Annotated in this window: 20 protein-coding genes; 9 read left to right on the top strand and 11 right to left on the bottom strand. The window is 62.3% G+C overall.

Features of this window, described 5'->3' with window-relative positions; all coding sequences use genetic code 11:
- The first annotated feature begins 33 nt into the window (after nucleotides 1–33).
- From BS629_RS09680 to BS629_RS09720, 9 genes are all read left to right on the top strand, one after another.
- Entirely contained in the window at nucleotides 34–1,080 is a 1,047-nt protein-coding gene (locus BS629_RS09680; RefSeq protein ID WP_018244764.1) for a Nit6803 family nitrilase, read from the top strand.
- Entirely contained in the window at nucleotides 1,007–2,125 is a 1,119-nt protein-coding gene (locus tag BS629_RS09685) for an MSMEG_0568 family radical SAM protein (protein ID WP_018244763.1), read from the top strand. The genes BS629_RS09680 and BS629_RS09685 overlap by 74 nt, the downstream gene beginning before the upstream one ends.
- Complete coding sequence (locus tag BS629_RS09690; RefSeq protein ID WP_018244762.1) at nucleotides 2,122–2,664, top strand: MSMEG_0567/Sll0786 family nitrogen starvation N-acetyltransferase; 543 nt, start codon at nucleotides 2,122–2,124, stop codon at nucleotides 2,662–2,664. Before BS629_RS09685 ends, BS629_RS09690 begins: the two co-directional genes overlap by 4 nt.
- A 2-nt stretch (nucleotides 2,665–2,666) precedes the next feature.
- Complete coding sequence (locus BS629_RS09695; protein ID WP_018244761.1) at nucleotides 2,667–3,641, top strand: sll0787 family AIR synthase-like protein; 975 nt, start codon at nucleotides 2,667–2,669, stop codon at nucleotides 3,639–3,641.
- Nucleotides 3,638–4,807: an MSMEG_0565 family glycosyltransferase gene (locus tag BS629_RS09700; RefSeq protein WP_018244760.1), complete on the top strand. Its 1,170-nt coding sequence runs from the start codon at nucleotides 3,638–3,640 to the stop codon at nucleotides 4,805–4,807. Before BS629_RS09695 ends, BS629_RS09700 begins: the two co-directional genes overlap by 4 nt.
- On the top strand, nucleotides 4,800–5,087 hold the full coding sequence (locus BS629_RS09705; RefSeq protein WP_018244759.1) for an MSMEG_0570 family nitrogen starvation response protein: 288 nt from the start codon (nucleotides 4,800–4,802) through the stop codon (nucleotides 5,085–5,087). Before BS629_RS09700 ends, BS629_RS09705 begins: the two co-directional genes overlap by 8 nt.
- Nucleotides 5,088–5,098: 11 nt before the next feature.
- Nucleotides 5,099–6,373, top strand: coding sequence for an MSMEG_0569 family flavin-dependent oxidoreductase (locus BS629_RS09710; RefSeq protein WP_077988125.1), 1,275 nt, complete (start codon nucleotides 5,099–5,101; stop codon nucleotides 6,371–6,373).
- Nucleotides 6,374–6,375: 2 nt separating this feature from the next.
- On the top strand, nucleotides 6,376–7,236 hold the full coding sequence (locus BS629_RS09715; protein WP_018244757.1) for a Pnap_2097 family protein: 861 nt from the start codon (nucleotides 6,376–6,378) through the stop codon (nucleotides 7,234–7,236).
- A 181-nt stretch (nucleotides 7,237–7,417) separates the two neighbouring features.
- Nucleotides 7,418–8,437, top strand: a complete 1,020-nt coding sequence (locus BS629_RS09720; protein WP_018244756.1) for a LacI family DNA-binding transcriptional regulator — start codon at nucleotides 7,418–7,420, stop codon at nucleotides 8,435–8,437.
- 33 nt (nucleotides 8,438–8,470) lie between these two features.
- Here the strand turns inward: BS629_RS09720 and BS629_RS09725 are convergent, their stop codons facing one another.
- From BS629_RS09725 to BS629_RS09775, 11 genes are all read right to left on the bottom strand, one after another.
- Nucleotides 8,471–9,481 carry a zinc-dependent alcohol dehydrogenase family protein gene (locus tag BS629_RS09725; RefSeq protein WP_018244755.1) on the bottom strand — a complete coding sequence of 337 codons (1,011 nt, stop codon included), beginning with the start codon at nucleotides 9,479–9,481 and terminating at the stop codon, nucleotides 8,471–8,473.
- 88 nt (nucleotides 9,482–9,569) lie between these two features.
- Nucleotides 9,570–10,358: an L-iditol 2-dehydrogenase gene (locus tag BS629_RS09730; protein WP_018244754.1), complete on the bottom strand. Its 789-nt coding sequence runs from the start codon at nucleotides 10,356–10,358 to the stop codon at nucleotides 9,570–9,572.
- A 132-nt stretch (nucleotides 10,359–10,490) separates the two neighbouring features.
- On the bottom strand, nucleotides 10,491–11,549 hold the full coding sequence (locus BS629_RS09735) for a carbohydrate kinase family protein (RefSeq protein WP_018244753.1): 1,059 nt from the start codon (nucleotides 11,547–11,549) through the stop codon (nucleotides 10,491–10,493).
- Complete coding sequence (locus BS629_RS09740; RefSeq protein WP_018244752.1) at nucleotides 11,549–12,220, bottom strand: D-lyxose/D-mannose family sugar isomerase; 672 nt, start codon at nucleotides 12,218–12,220, stop codon at nucleotides 11,549–11,551. Before BS629_RS09740 ends, BS629_RS09735 begins: the two co-directional genes overlap by 1 nt.
- Nucleotides 12,220–13,374 carry a Gfo/Idh/MocA family protein gene (locus tag BS629_RS09745; RefSeq protein WP_018244751.1) on the bottom strand — a complete coding sequence of 385 codons (1,155 nt, stop codon included), beginning with the start codon at nucleotides 13,372–13,374 and terminating at the stop codon, nucleotides 12,220–12,222. The genes BS629_RS09740 and BS629_RS09745 overlap by 1 nt, the downstream gene beginning before the upstream one ends.
- A 21-nt stretch (nucleotides 13,375–13,395) precedes the next feature.
- Nucleotides 13,396–14,220 (bottom strand): class I fructose-bisphosphate aldolase, encoded by an 825-nt coding sequence (locus BS629_RS09750; protein ID WP_018516852.1) that lies wholly within the window; start codon nucleotides 14,218–14,220, stop codon nucleotides 13,396–13,398.
- Between the two features lie 157 nt (nucleotides 14,221–14,377).
- Nucleotides 14,378–15,151 (bottom strand): SDR family NAD(P)-dependent oxidoreductase, encoded by a 774-nt coding sequence (locus BS629_RS09755; RefSeq protein ID WP_018244749.1) that lies wholly within the window; start codon nucleotides 15,149–15,151, stop codon nucleotides 14,378–14,380.
- Between the two features lie 11 nt (nucleotides 15,152–15,162).
- Nucleotides 15,163–15,888, bottom strand: coding sequence for an SDR family oxidoreductase (locus BS629_RS09760; protein ID WP_018244748.1), 726 nt, complete (start codon nucleotides 15,886–15,888; stop codon nucleotides 15,163–15,165).
- 29 nt (nucleotides 15,889–15,917) lie between these two features.
- Nucleotides 15,918–17,195 carry a D-tagatose-bisphosphate aldolase, class II, non-catalytic subunit gene (locus BS629_RS09765; RefSeq protein ID WP_026188622.1) on the bottom strand — a complete coding sequence of 426 codons (1,278 nt, stop codon included), beginning with the start codon at nucleotides 17,193–17,195 and terminating at the stop codon, nucleotides 15,918–15,920.
- Nucleotides 17,195–18,172: a tagatose kinase gene (locus BS629_RS09770; protein ID WP_018244746.1), complete on the bottom strand. Its 978-nt coding sequence runs from the start codon at nucleotides 18,170–18,172 to the stop codon at nucleotides 17,195–17,197. Before BS629_RS09770 ends, BS629_RS09765 begins: the two co-directional genes overlap by 1 nt.
- A gap of 30 nt (nucleotides 18,173–18,202) precedes the next feature.
- Nucleotides 18,203–19,417, bottom strand: a complete 1,215-nt coding sequence (locus BS629_RS09775; RefSeq protein ID WP_018244745.1) for an ROK family transcriptional regulator — start codon at nucleotides 19,415–19,417, stop codon at nucleotides 18,203–18,205.
- Nucleotides 19,418–19,452 lie beyond the last annotated feature (35 nt).

Genomic DNA, 19,452 nt, shown 5'->3' on the forward strand with positions numbered 1-19,452 from the left:
CCGCCTCCCCACCCGTCAATCGAGGATTTCGTCATGGAGAAAAAACCGAGCGTCCGGGTTGCCGCCGCGCAGATCGCGCCGGATCTGACCTCGCGCGAGAAAACACTGGCCCGGGTGCTGGATGCAATTCGTGAAGCCGCAGCCAAAGGCGCCGAGCTGATCATCTTTCCCGAAACCTTCGTCCCCTGGTACCCCTATTTTTCTTTCGTGTTGCCGCCGGTTCTTTCCGGCAAGGAGCATGTGCGACTTTATGAGGAAGCCGTCACGGTGCCGAGTGCTGCCACCGATGCCGTCTCGGCAGCCGCCCGCGAGCATGGCATCGTCGTGGCGCTTGGCGTCAACGAGCGTGACCACGGATCGCTCTATAATGCCCAGCTGCTGTTTGATGCCGATGGCACGCTCCTCCTCAAGCGTCGCAAGATCACCCCAACCTTTCATGAGCGAATGATCTGGGGCCAGGGTGACGCCTCCGGCCTGAAGGTGGTCGACAGCGCCGTCGGACGCCTGGGGGCGCTGGCCTGCTGGGAGCATTACAATCCTCTGGCCCGCTACGCCCTGATGGCGCAGCACGAGGATATCCATATCGCCCAGTTTCCGGGCTCGATGGTCGGGCCGATTTTTGCCGACCAGATGGAGGTCACCATCCGCCACCATGCGCTGGAAAGCGGCTGCTTCGTGGTCAATGCCACAGGCTGGCTGACCGGCGAGCAGATTGCCTCCATCACGTCCGACGCCGGCCTGCAGAAGGCCCTGCGCGGCGGCTGCATGACCGCGATCATCTCGCCCGAAGGCAAACATGTCGTGCCGCCGCTGACCGAAGGCGAAGGCATCCTGATCGCCGATCTCGACATGAGCCTGATCGTGAAACGCAAGCGGATGATGGATTCGGTCGGCCATTATGCCCGACCCGAGCTGCTGCATCTTGTCATGGATGGCCGCGCCACGGCGCCGATGGTCACCACCACCCAGCCATCCCTCCCCACAGCCGAAACAAGGACCCTTTCTGATGGAGAATACGACACGTCTGCCGACCGAGATTCTGATCAACGAATTGCAGTCCTACGGAGCCCGGCTCGTTGACCCCAAGGCCGGGCATGAAAGCCGCCGTGGTGGTGCTGGACCTTCCGACCATAAGGCACTGACCATTGACGGCATGACGGTGATGGTGCCGGTTCACACCGCACCTGCATTCGAGAGCCCCTATCTGGTGGAAAAGCCGGACGATATGGGCCGCAGCCGTATCAGCCGAGACGGCACGGTGCTGGGCGAGGTCTCCTTTCCCCTGCGCCCGCGCTTCTACGAGCGCTCGACCACCGACGGCATTCCCTATTCGCAGATCGCCGTTCTGCACGGCAAGGATGTGCTCGCTACCACCGTGCTGCAGACCTGCATCCGCTATCAGAGCCGCACCAAGACCTGTCAGTTCTGCGCCATCGGCCAATCGCTGGCAGCCGGCCGCACCATCGCCCACAAGACGCCAGAGCAGCTCGCGGAAGTCGCCAAGGCCGCTGTCGAACTGGACGGCGTCAAACATATGGTGATGACCACCGGCACGCCGAAAGGTGACGACCGCGGTGCTGCGATCCTCGCCGACAGCGCCCGGGCCATCAAGGCGGCCGTCAATATTCCCATCCAGGCGCAATGCGAACCGCCGGAAGACGATATATGGTTCACCCGCATGAAGGAGGCCGGCGTCGATGCACTCGGGATGCATCTGGAAGCCGTGACGCCGGAGGTGCGCGCCCGCGTCATGCCGGGCAAGGCGCAGGTCTCGATCGCCAAATATATGGCCTCGTTCAGGGCCGCAGTGGAGGTTTTCGGGCGCGGCCAGGTCTCGACCTATATTCTGGCGGGTCTCGGCGACAGCCGTGAAGCCATTCTAGACATCTGCGAAAAGCTGGTTGCACTCGGCGTCTATCCCTTCGTCGTGCCCTTCGTACCGATCTCCGGCACGCCGCTCGAAAGCCACCCGGCGCCGCGGCCCGACTTCATGCACTCGATCCTCGGACCCTTGTCCAGGATGCTGGTCGCCAGCGGCTTGAAGGCCGTCGACATCAAGGCCGGCTGCGGCAAATGCGGCGCCTGCTCCGCCCTTTCCACCTATGAAAGGATGCTCACCAAATGATGCTCGAAGCCTTTGCTCCCTATCGCTCGAGCGAATTCCAGGTGAAGTTCGCAACCTCCGCCTGGGAGCGCAGCCAAGCGCATGCGCTGCGTCGTGCCGTCTTCTGCGAGGAACAGCGGATCTTCGAAGGCGATGACCGCGACGCGATCGACGACGACGCCATCCCGATCGTGGCTCTCTCCATGCTCGGCATTGCCGCCGACCAGTTGGTCGGAACGGTGCGCATCCATCAGGCAGAACCCGGCCTCTGGTGGGGCTCGCGACTGGCGGTCCATCCGGATTTTCGCAAGATCGGCGCCCTGGGGGCGACCCTGATCAAGCTCGCCGTATCCTCCGCCAATGCGATCGGATGCCACACATTTCTCGCCAATGTGCAGGTTCAGAACGGTCTGCTGTTCCGCAGGTTGCACTGGGATGTGATCGAGGAGTTCGAGGTCTACGGCAAGCCGCATCTCAGGATGAAGGCCGACCTTGCTTATTATCCGCCCTGCGTCACACCCGAGGCAGGCTTCACCGCCCTTTCCAGAAAGGCGGCGTGAGAATGGTCGCGATCGACATCAAGACCCTGGCGGCAAAACTCTCGACCAGCAGCGGCATCGCCGCCAAGCAGGATATCGGCACGATCGCGGCAAGGCTCGGCCTGCAGGGGCAGCAGATTGCCGTCGGCGACGATTGCGCCGCGCTGCGCGATGGCGACGGTTATCTGCTTTTTGCCATCGAAGGGTTCATGAACGAGTTCGTCGCCGCCGACCCCTGGTTCGCCGGCTGGTGCGGCGTCATGGTCAATATCTCCGACGTCGTTGCTATGGGCGGCCGGCCAATCGCCGTGGTTGATGCCGTCTGGGCCAATGGCGAGGCTGGCGCGACACCCGTTCTCGAAGGCATGCGGGCGGCATCCAGCGCCTTTGGCGTGCCGATCGTCGGCGGGCACACCAATATCCGCACCGAACGCGGCCAATTGTCGGTCGCCATTCTCGGTCGTGCCAAGAAGCTGCTGACGAGCTTCGATGCAAAGCCGGGCGATGTGCTGGTTGCAGCGATCGACCATCGCGGCCGTTACCGCGAACCCTTCAACAACTGGGAAGCCGCCACCGATGCCGCGCCGGCGCGCCTGCGCGGCGACCTCCAGTTGCTACCCGAGATCGCCGAGGCGGGGCTGGCGCTGTCTGCGAAGGATATCAGCCAGGGCGGCATCATCGGCACGGCCATCATGCTGGCCGAATGTTCGCATGTCGGCATCGATATCGACGTCACCGCCATTCCCCTGCCCGCCGGTGTGAGCCTCGACCGCTGGCTCGTCACCTTTCCGAGCTTCGGCTATCTGCTCTCGGTCGCGCCGGAACATGCGGCCGATGTCGTCACCCGCTTCACCGCGCGCGGCATCAGCGCTGCGGTCATCGGCGCAGTCGTGGCTGGTGCCGAGGTCGCACTGGTCGATGGCGAGAGCCGTGCAGCGGTGCGCGATCATGCCGAAACACCCCTTTTGCAGCTCGGTCGGCAGGATGTCGCCGCATGAGCCTCCCGCCGCACCGAACCCTGCGCATTGCCATGCTGACCCATTCCACCAACCCGCGTGGCGGCGTGGTTCATGCCATGCAGCTTTCGGAAGCGCTGACCTCGCTTGGCCATGAGGTGGTCCTGCATGCGCCTGATGCCAAGGGGGCGGGCTTCTTTCGTCAGCCCTCCTGCGGCACGGCCTGCATTGCCGTGCGGCCGGCACCCGCGGACATGACGCAAATGGTCGAGCAGCGGATTGCTGACTATGTCGGTTATTTCCGGAGAACCGGAACCAATGGCTTCGACCTGTTCCACGCCCATGACGGCATTTCCGGCAATGCGCTGGCAACCCTCAAGCTGGAGGGCCTGATCCCGAATTTTGCCCGCACTGTCCACCACATCGACCAGTTCGCCGATCCGCGTCTGACGGCTCTGCAAGATCGCGCGATCGACGCGGCCGATATCTTCTTCGCCGTCAGCCGCCTCTGGCGGGACAAGCTGAGAGAGGATCGCGGCATTGATGCGGTGGTAGTCGGCAATGGTGTCGACACCAACTGCTTCTCGCCTGCCTGGAGCGGGGAGCAGGTCGCTCTCAGCGACAGGCTGCAGCTGGGAAGCGGGCCGATCTTCCTCAGTGTCGGCGGCATCGAGGCGCGAAAGAACACCCTTGGTATTCTCGAAGCCTTTCGTCAGGTCCGCGCCATCCGGCCGGATGCCCAGCTCGTCATTGCCGGGGGCGCCTCGCTCCTGGACCATAGCGACTATCAGGAAGAGTTCCGTTCTTGCCTCGCCTGCCTCGGTCGGGACGCCGCGGCGGTGCATATCACCGGTGCGATCGCGGATGCCGACATGCCCAGCCTCTACCGGCTGGCGGATGCGCTGGTATTTCCCTCGTTCAAGGAAGGTTTCGGCCTCGTCGTTCTCGAAGCCATGGCCAGCGGCATTCCAGTCGTGACATCCTCGATTGCGCCCTTCACCGAATATCTGGGTCCCGGCGATGCGATCTGGTGCGATCCGCACCATCCCGTCTCCATTGCCGAGGGCATGGCGCTGGCGCTGGTCGCACCGATCCGCGAGCAGATCATTCCCCGTGGTCTCGAGGTTGCCGCCCGCCATGGCTGGCACCAAACCGCAATAGCCCATCTTGCCCGCTATCACAGTCTGTTGGAGCCCAACCATGCCTGAAATGCGGTTCGTCATTGCCTGGCCGGATGGCCGCAAGGAGACCTGTTACTCGCCCTCCCTGGTGATCAGGGACTATTTTGCCGAGGGCCGAAGCTATCCGCTGTCCGACTTTCTCGATCGCAGCCGCACGGCGCTGACCATCGCCAGCGACAGGGTCAAGGCGAAATACGGCTATCCCTGCTCGCTGGCGCTCGGCCAGCTGTCGCGCATCGAACAGGCCGCCACTTCCTATCTCACCGACGCAGGGGCCGAAGTCCGCTGCGAAAGCTTCATCCTTTGAAAGGACCCACCATGACCACACCATCCCTCAAGAGCCATTACAGTGCAGTCGTCATCGGCGGTGGCCAGGCCGGGCTCTCGGCCTCTCATTATCTGAAGGGGCACGGCATCGATCACGTGGTCTTCGAGAAGCAGACCGTTGCGCATAAGTGGAAGAACGAACGCTGGGACGCCTTCTGCCTGGTGACGCCGAACTGGCAATGCCAGCTTCCCGACCATCCCTATGACGGCGCGGATCCGCACGGTTTTATGGTCAAGGACGAGATTCTCGCCTATGTCGATCGCTTCGTGAAAAAGGTCGATGCGCCGGTCTTCGAGCAAACCAGCGTGACGTCGCTCGAAAAACATGGCGACCTCTTCCGGCTGGCGACTTCGGCTGGCGCGGTGACCGCCGATGCCGTGGTGATCGCCACCAGCCTCTATGCAGATCCGGCCATTCCGCGTGCTGCCGAGCGCCTGCCCGAGGACATCATGCAGATCCATACCGCCGCCTACCGCAGCGCCGATCTCCTGCCGGACGGCGGCGTCATCGTGGTCGGCTCGGGCCAGTCCGGCTGCCAGATTGCAGAGGATCTGTATCTGGCCGGCCGCAAGGTGCATCTCGTCACCGGCAATGCGCCACGCTGCGCCCGGTTCTATCGCGGCCGCGATGTGGTCGACTGGCTTTCCGATATCGGCCAGTACGATGTCACGGTCGAACATGATGGCATGACGAAGAAGAAGCACGACACCAACCATTATCTGACAGGCCGCGACGGCGGACGCGATATCGATCTGCGCAAGTTCGCGCTGGAGGGCATGGCGCTTTATGGCCGTATGTCCGGCGTGGCCGCCGGCCGGATGCTGTTCGAGCCGAACCTGAAGGCCAATCTCGACGGCGCCGACCGTGTCTACAACGGCATCAATGCCCTGATTGACCGGCACATCGCCGAAAAGGGCATCGAGGCTCCGGCCGGATCCCCCTATAGCCCCGTCTGGGAGCCCGAGGCGGAGATCGCCGAACTCGACCTGAAGGCGGAGGGGATCACCTCGCTCATCTGGGCCACGGGATTCAGTCCAGATTGGTCCTTCGTCGGACTGCCGATCTTCGATGGCAATACCTATCCCGTTCATCGCCGCGGCGTCACCGTCGTCGATGGCGTCTACGTGCTGGGACTTCCCTGGCTCTGGACCTGGGGCTCGGGCCGGTTCCTCAGCGTCGGCAGGGATGCCGAACATGTGGTCGAGCATCTCGCAGCTCGACGTTCGGCGCAGACATCGTCTCTCAAGCAATCGGTCAGCGCCTGATCATGAGCGCGGCCCTTCTCGATTTTCCGCCCGCAGGACCTTCGGCACGCGACCTGATGGAACGTGCCCTTGATCCGCACATACTGCTGGGCATGCCACATTTGAATGGAAACGGGCTGTCGGAGACCTGGCTGATGAAGGAACTCGGTCATCGTCACTGGCTGATGCTCGCCTGTCATCTCGGGCTCGACAATGCGGATTTCAGAACGGCCGATGGAGAGGAGGCCTATGCCGCGATCTGTGCAACGTCACTTACGGATGCACGTTTCGACCTCGTGCAGGCGAACAATATTTTGACCATCCATTCGAGACTGTCCGCAGTCTCGCGAACCCGGACTTCGACCCGACACGAATTGTATGTCCACGGACGAAGCGTCGGCGCCGTCGAACTCATCTCAACCTTCGTTTACAGAACGATCAAAGACAACAATCACTCGATAGCGCGTGTGACGTTGCCTGAGCCGCAGGAACAGCGGTTCCAGCCTAGTCTTCTGGCCCAGAATGCTGCAGACATCCGGAATGGGCGGTTAGCAACGCATTTCGGGTTTCCTGTACTCGCCAACAAAGCGCTCCGAACTTTTCGGTTTGATCCCAGCGCCTCGCAGGAGTTCAACGGCGCGGGACTGTTTTACTTTGCCGAGTATCAGGCTCTCGCCGATCGCGCCTTGGAAAACTGGTTTCCCTGCAAGGGGCCGGTCGTCCGTAAGGACGTCTTCTTCCTGGGAAATATCGAACGAAATGAAAGCGTTTTCTTCGACCTTGTTGATTTTTCCGACGACCAAAAAACTGTCCATGGGCAGCTACGACGCGAAAACGGGAAAGTGATTGCCAAAATATTCGGTATATGGACGTTTCTTCGCTGAGGCATGGAGGGGAGCCCACACGTTCGGCGTGTGCTTGATGCGGCGTCCCGCTAATGATCTAGTGGAATGACAAATGGAGGTGAACTTCAGCAGCCCGCCTGATGAATCGACCGCTCCTGTGCTAGCGTCCTATGCGCGCCTGAAAAGACGCGCGGCGCCGTAGAGAAAGAAATGCGAGCACGTGACGACCAGCATCAGACATATCGCTAAGCTTGCAGGAACGTCAGTCTCTTCGGTCTCGCGTGTTCTCAACAACAGCGGTTATGCCTCGCCTGAGCTCAGGGACCGGGTCGAGGCGGCAATCCGAACACTGAACTACACACCCAGCAAGGGTGCACGTATGCTGCGGGGTGCACCAAGCCGGATGATCGGACTGATGCTACCGTCGATTGAAGTGCCTTTCTTCGGCATCCTGGCCCATGCCATCGAACAGGAACTGTTCCAGCACGGCTATCAGACGTTGATCTGCAGCACGGCGGAAAACATGGACCACGAGGTGCGCTATATCTCGATGCTGCTCGCCCAGCGCGTCGATGGCGTCATCGTGGCGAGCGCCTTCGGCAGTATCGAGCATTTCGGGGTGCTCAGGGACGCCCGTATTCCGATCATCGCCATTGACCGCGAGCTGAACGGCATCGCAGACGACGCTGTCATGGCCGATCATGCGGAAGGCGGACGGCTGATGGCGCGCCATCTGATCGACCTCGGCCACCGGGCGATCGCCATCGTCGGCGCGCCGGCACACAGCCAACCTATCCAGCTTCGCCTTCAGGGCATCACGGCGGAAATGGCCAAGGATGGCATCGCACCTGCCATCGTGGCGATGGCAGAAGAGCACAGTTTTGCAGAGACCTACCGGCTGGCGCGAGAATTGCTGGCGTCTCGACCTGAGGTCACCGCGATCATCGGCACAACCGACGTTTCGGCGATTGCCGCAATCCATGCCATCCAGGATCGCGGATTTTCCGTTCCGAACGACTATTCGGTCGTCGGCTTCGACGACCTGCCGGAGGCAGCCTACGTCTTTCCACGGCTGACAACGGTCGCACAGCCGATCCGCGATGTCGGGCGGCAGGCAGCACGGCTGCTGGAAGCGCTGATCGAAGAGCACCAGACAGGGGACGCATCTCGGCAGGGTGCGATCGTAAAGGTGCCGGTCACGCTGATCGAGCGCGATTCCACCGGCCCCGTCCGCAGCTGAGCAGGCGGTGCGGATCAGGGTGGCTCGGCAAAGCTAGGGTCGGACGATGACCTTGATCTCGCCCGGTAATGGCGCGTTGCCCACCACGTCGGCGACCTCCTCGAGACCGATGGTTTTGGTGACCAGCGCGTCCAGCTCCAATGCCCCGTTTGCTACCATTGCCGCAGCGCGCGAATGGGTGAAAGGATTGAGGTAGGCCGGCCTGATATCGACTTCGTTCACCAGCAGATCGAAGGGCAGAACCGGCACCTCGACACCTGCCGGCGTCACCCCGAAAAGCACGAATGTGCCACCGCGCCGCGCCATCCTCAGACCGCTTTGAAGCGTGTCGGGCACGCCGGCGCACTCGATGACCACGTCTGTGCCGCCTTTGGTAACCTCTCGCACGGAAGCGATCGTGTCCGAGGAGGCCGGGTCGAATGCGTGCGTCGCCCCCAGGCGCAGAGCGGTTTGGCGTCGCGACTGCTGGCGCGTGATCAAAATGATCTCGCTCGCCCCCGCCAGGCGGGCCAATTGCACCATCAGCAGACCGATCACGCCGCCGCCGAGGATCGCGACGCTGTCGCCCGGACGGATCCTTGCCTTATCGATGGCGTGGATGCAGCAGGCCAGCGGTTCACTGAAGGCGCCGTGAACGGGATCGAGGTCGGCCGGCAGCCTGAAGGCCTGCGCGTGCGGCACCGCCACATATTCCGCAAAGCCGCCATCCCGTGTCACGCCGATGGCAGTCAGGCTCTCGCACAGGTTCGGCCGGGCCTGCGTGCAAGCCGGACAGATGCCGCAGGCGATATTGGGGTCGACCGTCACGAGTTCCCCACCGCTAAACCGTGTCACACCATCGCCGATATCTTCCACGATGCCGCAGAATTCGTGGCCCAGCGTGACGGGGATCGCTGTCGGATATTCGCCCTTGTACATGTGGCGATCGGAACCGCAGATGCCGGCTGCTGCCACCCTGACAAGCAGTTCGCCTGGCCCGGCAACCGGTTTCTCAACGTTGCGCATGGTCAAAGACCCGATCGACTCCAAGCGTACAGCCTTCATTCCACTCCTCCAGACCTCAAGTTCGATTGCCGATCGTGCTGATGAAGCCGCCTTGCAGGATGATGCACCCGCGACGCGGCTCAAGCGCTCAGCTCATGACATTGCCGCCGTCGACATTGTAGCACTGCGCCACGATGTATGCTGCATCAGGCCCGGCCAGGAAGGCCGCCATGGCAGCTTGTTCTTGGGGCGCGCCAAATCGTCCGGCGGGAACGGCGGCAGCCACGCGGCGCTTGACGTCACCGGGTTTCAAACCTTCCCGGCTGCCGAGTTTTGCATCGACGACGTCCCACATCGGCGTATCGACGACGCCGGGAGCGATGGCGTTGACGTTGATGCCGTACCGGATCAGCTCCAGAGCGCAGCTTTGCGTGATGCTGATGACCGCCGCCTTGGATGCGCAGTAAGCCACAGCAGGACCTTCGCCCCGACGCCCCGCCTGGGACGAGAAGTTGATGATGCGTCCACCTTCCCCTCTCTCCACCATGTGCCGGGCAACGGCCTGTGTCATGAAAATCACGCCTTCGATATTGACCTGAAATACCCTAGCGGTGCGCTCCCGGGATATTTCCAGAATGGACTCGACCTCGTAAATGCCTGCGGCGTTGACCAGGATGTCGATCTGACCGGCGGTGGCTATGGAAAAGCGCGTCGCTTCTTCGATGCTGTCCTGGCTGGTCACGTCAAGGGCCACACCCCAGGCACCAGGGCCGATCGCTTCCGCCACCCGCGCGCATCGTTCACCGTCGAGATCCGCCACGACAACCCTGGCGCCTTCGGCGGAGAAGCGTTCGCATACGGCCTTGCCGATGCCGCTAGCTCCTCCTGTGACCAATGCCACCTTGCCGGAGAGCCGCGCCGTTTCCGCATATGTCATCGCACTGCCTCCCCGGTCGGACCTGCGCCGGCAAGGGTGCCGTGCGCGGCTGCCATAATGAATAGTTTCATGTTTGCTCCTCCCTTGACTGAACTATAATCGTAGCCGCCCTCCTGAGGCGACGCCAATGGGCTAAGCGGATTGCGGGCTCGTCTCCTGCGCCTCCCGAAGGAGCACAGACATGTCGGGGATGCCGTCGGTGGCCGTCGCACCCGCGAGGCAATGCGCAGCCGCAGCATGGGCGACGGCGCAGATATGCTCGACCGGCCAGTTCTCATGCAGGCCGTAGAGCACGGCGGCACAGAAGGCGTCTCCTGCGCCGACCGTACTGACGATGTCATCGGGATCGACGGGTCGTGAACGCGTCATGATCGGGGAGGCGCCGGGCGTAAACCAGAAGCAGATTTCCGGCGCATGGATGATCGCGCCTTTGGTGACGCCTGCGGCAAGCAGGCGCTCGCCCGCTTCCAAAAGCCCCGCCTCGATCAAATCTCCCTTCGCATCGCGAACGATGACGCCGGTTGCCCGACCCGCCTCCATCTCGTTGATAATAAGGAAATCGCAGAAGGGCAGAGCGACGCCGACCTTGGCCGCAAATTCCGGGTCTTCGCTCGATACGAAATCCACGCAGGTCGTCAGCCCCGCGCGGCGTGCGGCTTCCAGCAGGCGCGATGCTCCCGAACGACCGTCGGGGCTGATGCGGTCGAGACCCGGCAACAGCATGAGATAACCGAGATAGAACAGCCGATAGCCGGCCTTGGCGAAGGCTGCGGGTGAGACAAGCTCATCCGTGACGGCATCGTTGGCGCCGCCATGATAGAAGAAGGTCCGGTTCTGGCCGGGCACATTCATGACATGCGTATGCGCCGTCACCCGGTCGGCAAGCGCCGTCAAACCACCGACATCGACGCCGGCAACCGTAAGGCGGGCCTTGACGATCTCTCCGTCCTGATCAGCGCCGATGCATCCGGCCGCCGCCAGCTTTCCGGGAAATCCGAGCGAGGCCAGATCGGTGACGACATTGGCCGCCCCGCCCCCCACGCCCAGATCCTGGTGCAGGATATGCGCGAGATTGCCCTGTTCTGGCCAATAGGACAGGGTGTGGACGCGATCGACGATGAAGTTTCCCGCGCAGACGATGCCGCCCTGCTTCTGACTGTCGCGATCGCAAACCTCCTCCCCGACCCGCATCAGCTGACCCCTTCATTCCACAAGGGTCTCAGCGGCGGCTCATCTTCCTCGATCGCGGCAAAGCGCCCGATCGGCTCCAGAAAGAAATTGTCGTTGTTGTCGTCGTTGACCTGGCTGACCTCGCCGACAAGGACAGGTCCGCCCCCTTTCCTGCCGTAGAAGCGATGGTAGAGCCCGGTGCGGATCGTCACGCTTTGGCCAGGCTCAAGAATCAGCGGCTCCCATGCAGCGAGCCGGCGCGGCAGCCCGTCGACCGGAACCGTCACATCCTCCGTCAGCACATTGCCATCGGCATCGGTTGCGGCGAATTCGATGACGAGATCGCCGCCGGCGCGATTGATGATGTCTTCCATCTTCGCCGCATGGCGGTGCGTCGGCGTGACCTGGCCTTCTTCGACGAAGAGCAGCTTTTCGGCATAGGTCCGCTCCCCCTCGACATCAACGATGCCATTGCGCAGGCAGAACAACACGAGGCCGCATTCGGCAAACCGGTTCGAGCCGAAATCGGTGACATCCCAACCCAGCTGATGGGCGCGCAAATAGGCCGATGCCTCCGGATGAGAGGCAAAATCCGCCGCCGTCCAATACCCCCATGCCGGCAGGGACCAATGCCAGCGCTCGAGGGTCTCGGTTGCCCGCAGCAACGCGGCGTTGATCGCAGAGCGCTGCATCAGACGGACACCCCGTCATACGCCACCGGTACCACGACGTCCTCGCGACCGGATTTGAGGGCTGCCGTCAGGACCGCATGATGCGCCTGCGCCTCCGCCGGCGTCGCACAGCCGAAACCGTTCGCATCCCCGCCGGCAAGCTCATCGACGAAGGCCGCCCACATCTGCTGTATGGCGTCGGCAAAACCGAATTCAAAGATCTTGCCTGTGATGGCCGGAAACAGCGAGCCATAGCCGAGATCCTCGGTGCTCCAGGCCTGCGCTCCGCCATTATAATCCATCCACTGCCACTGGCGCGGCGACTTCGTGCTAAAGAATGCGCTTTTCTTCATGCCGAGAACCCTGATGTACCAGGTGTTGGATTCGCCGGGCGCGATGCGCCAGGTTTTCAGCACCATCGGGAAATCCTGATCCCCGGTGCGTACGCGGCTGCTGATCGTGGCATTGTCCCAGGTGGTGCAGGGCAGCATGCCGCCCTTGCCGTCGGGACGTTCGGTAACCTTCTTGACCAATTGCGCATGCAGGGTCGTCGGGCGCCAGCCGAGACGCAGCGGCACGTGCAGCACATGGATGCCGAGATCACCCATACAGCCATAGTCGCCATTGATCTCGGCCATACGCTTCCAGTTGATCGGCTTCTGCCGGTCGATATCCGAAGAGTGCAGGAAACCCGCCTCGACTTCGATTATATCCCCCATCTCGCCGCTTTTTGCGAGCGCGATGACCTTCTGTGCGCCGGGGAAGAAAGGCATTTCCGACGAGCAGCGGACCAGGAGTTCGGGATGCTCGGCCAGAACCGCCATGATTTCCCGGTTCTGCGCGGCGTCCATGCCGAAGGGCTTTTCGCCGAGAAGATGCTTTCCGGCCTTCAGGACGTCGATGTAGAATTGCTGGTGCAGCACATGCGGGACGGCGCAATAGACCGCATCGACCTCGGGATTGGCCAGAAGCTCCTTATAGTCGGCAGTGAACTGCCGAACCGTCGGCACATTGTCCCTGAACCAGTCGAGCAGCGTCGCATTGGTATCACAGACGGCGACGATTTCCGGTCGCGCCTTCACATCGGCCAGATGCAGCCAGCGCGCCGCAGCACTCGCGAATTCGCGCCCCATCAGACCGCAGCCGATGACGCCGAAGCGGAATATTTTCGTCATGACATCTCCTCCCCAGGCGCGTCAGCCAATATGCAGCGAGGCTTGCTCGACGGAAGCCTTGTCATGGACGATCGCCATCAAGGCCCGCGTCATGCCGCCGGGATTGTTGTGTTGAATGACGTTGCGGCCATAGACGATGCCACGGGCGCCTTGCTCCATCAACTGCTTGGTGCGGATCAGGATTTCCTGATCCGAAACGCGGCCGCCGCCGCGCACGAGCACCGGCAGGCCCTGAGCGATCTCGACCACGCGGTGATATTCCTCGACATTGTCGCAGGGGTCGGCCTTGATGATATCGGCGCCGAGTTCGGCGGCCTGGCGCACAAGCGGCAGGATCTTGTCGATCGCGCCGTCGACCATGTAGGCGCCCTTGGAATTGTCCTGCATGACAAGCGGCTCGACCATCAGCGGCATGCCGTAGATCTCGCATTCGCGTTTCAAGCTGTTCACATTGCGCACACAGGCGCGGTAGACGTCCGGCTGGCCCGGCAGCATCAAGAGATTGACGACGACACAGGCCGCATCCAATGCAACGCCCTGTTCCACCGCCCTGTCGATCATTTCGGAAAACAGCTGAGACGGCAGGGGATTGCCATAGATGTTGGCGATGTCGGTGCGAAGCACCAGTGCCGGGCGCTGCTTGCCGGGAATAGCCTGCAGAATGGGTGCCGTCCCCGGCGGCAGCTGAATGGCATCCGGCGCCGCTTCCGCGATCACCTCGATGGCAGTCTTCATGTTCTCGATGCCGGCAAGGAAAGTCCGCTCATTGAACATGCCGTGATCGATAGCAACGTCAAAACAATTTCCAGACACGCCGAAGAGTCGGTTCAACCGCGCGGATTTCATCATGCTCCTCCCAGATATGGCAACGTTTCCACATTCGAATAAACAGAGCAGAATTGCGAGTCAAGAAAATGTGGTAACGTTTCCACATTCGTTGATTTGTCCGTAGCCGGCCTTCCCATGCGGACGAGGCGCCGCTCGCGCCTCGCCCGCGCAAGCACTACCAGCAGGTGAAGCCTGCATCGACGTTGACGATTGATCCGGTCATCAGGCTGGCGGCGCCCGACGCGAGGAAGAGGACGGCGCTTGCAACCTCTTCCGGCGTTCCCATCCTGCCCATCGGCGTGTCGGCGAGCCAGAGCGGAATACGCTCGCGATTGGCTTCGACGGCCACCACCATCGGCGTCTCGATATAGGTGGGCGCGACAGCATTTACCCTGACGCCGTGGTGCGCCCACTCGGCGGCCAACGAACGCGTGAGGTGATGGACTGCCGCCTTGGAGACGTTATAGGCCGTCTGAGGCTGGGGCCGGTTGCAGATGTGACCCGACATCGAGCCGAGATTCACGATGGCGCCGCGTTTCATCGAAATCATGGGACGACCGAACGCGCGCGAGCACCAGAATACGCCGTTGAGATTGACGTCCATCATGCGCAGCCAATCCGCGTCGGTGAGCTCTTCCGCTGGGATGCCACTCTGGCCAATTCCGGCATTGTTCACGAGGATCGTTGCCGGCCGGCCGCCATCGGCAAGCTCGGTTGCGATCGCATCCATTCGGGCTGCGTCGGTGACGTCGCCGACCCGGACTTCGACGTCGTACCCCTTGTCGCGCAGCGCAAGCGCTTGCTCAGCGTCGGCCTCGTTGCGTTCGATAACGACGACGACGGCGCCCGCCTCCGCCAGCGCCTCGCTGCAGCACAGCCCGATCGCGCGCCCTCCGCCCGTGACCACCGCCCGTTCGCCGTCGAGGCGAAATTTCTGCTGGTAACTCATGTTCGGCTCCTTCAGATGTCAAAGGCGCTTGGAAGCACCACGATATCGCGGATGGTGACGTTGCGCGGACGGGTCAGCATGAAAATGATCGCGTCGGCGACTTCCTTGGGCTCGATCAGGGCGCCGGCCTCCTTGGCCTTGCGAAGATTTTCCTCCGGCCAATCCGCAAGCAAAGCGCTGATCACCGGCCCCGGAGAAACCGACCCCACACGAATGCCGCTTTTCAGAAGCTGGCGTCGCATCGTCTGGACGAAGCACGTCATCGCCCACTTCGATGACGAATAGACCGGTTCCCATGGAATCGCCGAATGTCCAGCGACCGAGCTGGTGACGACAATGTCGCCCGTGCCACGTTCGATCATGTGCGGAATGACGTTTCGAACGTTCTTGATGACGACGTTGACGTTGAGATTGAGCATCCGATCGATGGTATCGAGGTCGGTTTCCACCAGGTCACCGCCGATATAGGTGCCTGCATTGGCATGCAGGATGTCGAGTTTGCCGGTCTTGGACAGAATGCCCTCGAGTAATCCCGCACACTCGCCCGGATCCAGCAAGTTGATCTTGAGCGGAATAGCGCGCTCGCCAAGCCGGTCGCAAACTCTCTCAAGGGCCTTCTCATCGCGGTCCACCAGCACGACCGTCGCGCCAGCGGCGAGCATTGCCTCCGTCGAAGCGAGTCCTATTCCGGATGCTGCGCCCGTGACCGCCGCGATCTTCCCATTCAATTCCGTCATCGATTTCTCCTCCTGCTTGATCCTGATTGTCAATTCTTCCCGACGCCGCAGGCGGCGTGATAGTCCGAGAGACTCTTCGTCACTCTCCAGATCAAAACCTGTTCCGGATCGAGCGGCGCATCTGCGAAATCCTGCGCGGCCGGCATATGCTGCCAAAGCAATGGCAGCGGTACGGATTGGCCTCGAAGGGCCTCGCATAGCCGCCGGACGGCCTCTTGTGCTTCAGCTGACGCCCAATAATAGCGGATGCGGTCAGACAGCGAATAGTGCCGCAGCCAGCGCATCTCGGCGTTCGTCCCGTGGTAGTGGCGGCTCCAATTGCCTGGCTGATCGAGCATCAGCGCTTCCATCGCCGCATAGAGCGGACGCTGGCCATAATCGGGCAAGAGGTCCGACGCGATCGCATCCAGCGCATAGAGCGCCTCGCGCAGGACGAAGGTCAGCTCGGGACCGACCTTGAGAAGGGGAAACCCGTCCTCCACCAGCGCGGTCAACGGCCGTGTCCCCTGATAATCCGTCGAGTGAGCCTCGAAGACGAATTGCGGCTCGTCGGTCAGCACCGATTTCAGCGCGTCTATCTTGCTGCGATCATAAAGGATGACATTGTGATTGCCGAACTCGACGCCCGGCTGAACGACCAGCCCGATGGCCCGTCCAAACGCTTGCCCGAGTCCTGCCTCCGCAAAGATCCGGCGGTGGACTTCGATCGTCTTCAGCGCCGCTGCGGCGGCCGTCGGTTCGATTGATGTGAGGGCATGATCGGCCCCGCCAGGCGGCGGCACTTCGGTGCCGATGACATAAACCGGCATTGCGCCGCCGCTCTTCTTCGCCGACGCCTCGGCGACCGCCGCCAGCCGGGCGGCACGATGGGCCGTGGTTTCGTCGTCGAGCGCCACCGGCTCGTCCTTGCAGCCCATCGAAGCATCGAGGTGAATCTTGCGGAATCCGGCGTCGACATAGGCGGCAACCATCTTCTCGGCCTCGGCCATGGCCTCTTCCGCCGGGCGGTCGCGCCAAGGATTGGGGCCGAGGTGATCGCCGCCGAGAACGATAAGTTTTTCGGGGCACCCCTCCTCCGCCGCGATCTTCATCACCAGGGACGCGAAGTCGCTTGGCGTCATTCCGGTGTAGCCGCCGAGGTGATTGACCTGATTGCAGGTCGCTTCGATCAGGACGGTGCTCTCGTGTTGCCGCCCGTGTCGGAGTGCTGCTCGAAGCACGATCGGATGGGCGGAGCAGACGGAGGTCACACCTCTCGGGTGGCCTTCGCTCCTCAGCTTGGCCAGTTCGTTGAGATGCACCTGCATCACCGGCGCCTTTCCGTTGAAGCGATAAACGCATCGAGTTCTTGCTGAGTGCCGGCACCTTCCATCGGACCGAGGACCGTCACGTTGCGGGCGCCAGCGGCCGAGGCATAGGTAAGCGCTTCCTTCTGAGACATTCCGAGCCGCCGGCAGGTGAGATAGGCGCCGCCGAAGCAATCGCCGGCGCCCGTGGGGTCGACCTGCTGAACGACAAATGCCGGCGCGTCGATGCGGTCTCCCTCCCTGCCGAAATAGGTCGCGCCTTCGGCTCCGCGCTTCAGCACGACCTCCTTGACGCCAATCTCGAACAAGCGGCGGATCGCCCCTGCCTCGCCTTCGACACCTGCGGCACGCTCAAGCTCTTCTCCCGACGGCAGAAGCAGATCGGCGGCAGCGACAAGCTTGGAAAACCGGCGCTCGGTGTCCGCGTCCAGCTTCAATTCTTTGCGAATGTTCGGATCCACCGAGAGCGTTCCCCCGCGTGCCTTGACGATGTCGACCGCCTTGTCGATCACCGCGCGCGCACTGGGAACCGACAGCGCCGAACCCATCACGTGAAGATGGCCGCTCCGATTGATGAGATCGGCGACCGCTTGAGACCAGTCGAAGCGCGCAGCTGCTGATGTGGCGATGTTGTAGACGAAATCCCGGGAGCCATCCTTGCGGTAGCGAACAAACGCGCTTCCTGTGGGATAGTCCGGATCGATCGAGATCGTCGAAACATCGACGCCGTCACGTTTGAGGCGATCGGTATTGACACGACCGAAATCGTCATCGCCGACGGCGCCGACCATGGCGGCCTTGCCGCCCAGGCGGCCGCACTGCGAGATGAAGATCGCCGGCGCCCCGCTCGCGAACGGACCGACGAGCGGCTGGGCTTCGAGAAAACCGTCTCCCACCGTCGTGGCGACGATCTCGACGAGGATCTCTCCTACGCAAACCGTGGGACCAAGCTGGTCCGGAGCCAGTACTGAAGTCATTTGCAATCCTGCTTTCGATCGTTCTTGTCGTCAACTCGTCGCCGATTGGACCGGCGCGCCATCCTCGCTGCCGAACTCCTCGCTCTCCAATGACAGAAAGCGCTGGTGCAACATGCATGCCGCCCCGAAGGCGGAACCGAACTCCGCATCATCGTCCACGACGATCTCAGGCGTGGGGAAAGGTATATTCTGGCCCTCCGACATGTGGACCGCCACGCGGGCGGCGACCATCGGGTAGAGGGATGCGACGGAGCCACCCAGCACGATCCTGTCGGGGTCGAGCAGACGACAGGCCTGCAGCAATGCATATGCGAGATGGCGCGACCAGGTTTCGGCTATATTGACCGCAGCCGGGACACGGTCACGAACGCCGCCGAGGAATTCCTGCAGATCCGCGTGCTTACGGCCAACAGCCTCACGATACTGCCGGATGAGCACCTCGCGACCGATCAGCTGTTCAAACTTCTGCCCGCCGCTTCCCGGCACCAGAGTGTGGCCGATCTCTCCCGCCAGACCGTGGCCGCCCCTGAACAACTTGCCATCGATCATGATGCCGCCGCCGACGCCCGTCTCCATCAGCAGGAACAGGGTCACGCCTGCGGCACCGTGACGATAGCTGTCACCGATCGCAAAGGCGTTGGCGTCGTTTTCGACCGCGATCGGAACGGCCGCCGGGAAGGCGGACCGCCCGATCTCCTTCAACGACACGTCTCGCCAGCCGATGATGGGGGCAAGCGTGACAATTCCGTCCGGCCGAATGTGGGCCGGCGCCGAAATGCCCAGACCCTTGCACCGTCCGATCATCCCTTTCGCCATCGCGCCGACAATCAGCTCAACGCCCTGCGATACGGCCTCCTCCACCGTCGAAGACGGTGTGTCGAACGCTATTTTCCGACATGCCCGGACGTCGGCAGAGAGATCGACAACTGCAGCCGATATATGTTCGACGCCAATCTCGATTCCGACGAAGAATGCGGCATCGGGGACCAGTTCGAGCATGATGCCCGGACGACCGGCGCGGGAATGCTCCAGGCGCTGCTTGCCGCTCTCGTCCGACTCCTGAACGAACCCGCCTTCCGTCAGTTCGGCGACGATCTCTCCCGAAGATGAGCGATTCATCCCGAGCTTCCGGGCGAGATCCGCCCGGCTGAGGCTTCGGTGGGCGTAGATCGTCTGCAAGGCGGCGACGATATTGTTCTGTCGGATCCTGCGCGGCGAACTTCCGATGGAGACGGTGTCGTTCATATTTCAATTCCCTTCAGTCGGCCCAACCCTTACAC

This window comes from Rhizobium leguminosarum bv. viciae USDA 2370, from assembly GCF_002008365.1.
In the GTDB taxonomy this organism is placed as follows: domain Bacteria; phylum Pseudomonadota; class Alphaproteobacteria; order Rhizobiales; family Rhizobiaceae; genus Rhizobium; species Rhizobium leguminosarum.

Excerpts from the sequence above, each read along its gene's own strand:
- BS629_RS09680 (WP_018244764.1), top strand. The coding sequence starts at position 34 with ATGGAGAAAAAACCGAGCGTCCGGGTTGCCGCCGCGCAGATCGCGCCG.
- BS629_RS09685 (WP_018244763.1), top strand. The coding sequence starts at position 1,007 with ATGGAGAATACGACACGTCTGCCGACCGAGATTCTGATCAACGAATTG.
- BS629_RS09690 (WP_018244762.1), top strand. The coding sequence starts at position 2,122 with ATGATGCTCGAAGCCTTTGCTCCCTATCGCTCGAGCGAATTCCAGGTG.
- BS629_RS09695 (WP_018244761.1), top strand. The coding sequence starts at position 2,667 with ATGGTCGCGATCGACATCAAGACCCTGGCGGCAAAACTCTCGACCAGC.
- BS629_RS09700 (WP_018244760.1), top strand. The coding sequence starts at position 3,638 with ATGAGCCTCCCGCCGCACCGAACCCTGCGCATTGCCATGCTGACCCAT.
- BS629_RS09705 (WP_018244759.1), top strand. The coding sequence starts at position 4,800 with ATGCCTGAAATGCGGTTCGTCATTGCCTGGCCGGATGGCCGCAAGGAG.
- BS629_RS09710 (WP_077988125.1), top strand. The coding sequence starts at position 5,099 with ATGACCACACCATCCCTCAAGAGCCATTACAGTGCAGTCGTCATCGGC.
- BS629_RS09715 (WP_018244757.1), top strand. The coding sequence starts at position 6,376 with ATGAGCGCGGCCCTTCTCGATTTTCCGCCCGCAGGACCTTCGGCACGC.
- BS629_RS09725 (WP_018244755.1), bottom strand. The coding sequence starts at position 9,481 with ATGAAGGCTGTACGCTTGGAGTCGATCGGGTCTTTGACCATGCGCAAC.
- BS629_RS09730 (WP_018244754.1), bottom strand. The coding sequence starts at position 10,358 with ATGACATATGCGGAAACGGCGCGGCTCTCCGGCAAGGTGGCATTGGTC.
- BS629_RS09735 (WP_018244753.1), bottom strand. The coding sequence starts at position 11,549 with ATGCGGGTCGGGGAGGAGGTTTGCGATCGCGACAGTCAGAAGCAGGGC.
- BS629_RS09740 (WP_018244752.1), bottom strand. The coding sequence starts at position 12,220 with ATGCAGCGCTCTGCGATCAACGCCGCGTTGCTGCGGGCAACCGAGACC.
- BS629_RS09745 (WP_018244751.1), bottom strand. The coding sequence starts at position 13,374 with ATGACGAAAATATTCCGCTTCGGCGTCATCGGCTGCGGTCTGATGGGG.
- BS629_RS09750 (WP_018516852.1), bottom strand. The coding sequence starts at position 14,220 with ATGAAATCCGCGCGGTTGAACCGACTCTTCGGCGTGTCTGGAAATTGT.
- BS629_RS09755 (WP_018244749.1), bottom strand. The coding sequence starts at position 15,151 with ATGAGTTACCAGCAGAAATTTCGCCTCGACGGCGAACGGGCGGTGGTC.
- BS629_RS09760 (WP_018244748.1), bottom strand. The coding sequence starts at position 15,888 with ATGACGGAATTGAATGGGAAGATCGCGGCGGTCACGGGCGCAGCATCC.
- BS629_RS09765 (WP_026188622.1), bottom strand. The coding sequence starts at position 17,195 with ATGCAGGTGCATCTCAACGAACTGGCCAAGCTGAGGAGCGAAGGCCAC.
- BS629_RS09770 (WP_018244746.1), bottom strand. The coding sequence starts at position 18,172 with ATGACTTCAGTACTGGCTCCGGACCAGCTTGGTCCCACGGTTTGCGTA.
- BS629_RS09775 (WP_018244745.1), bottom strand. The coding sequence starts at position 19,417 with ATGAACGACACCGTCTCCATCGGAAGTTCGCCGCGCAGGATCCGACAG.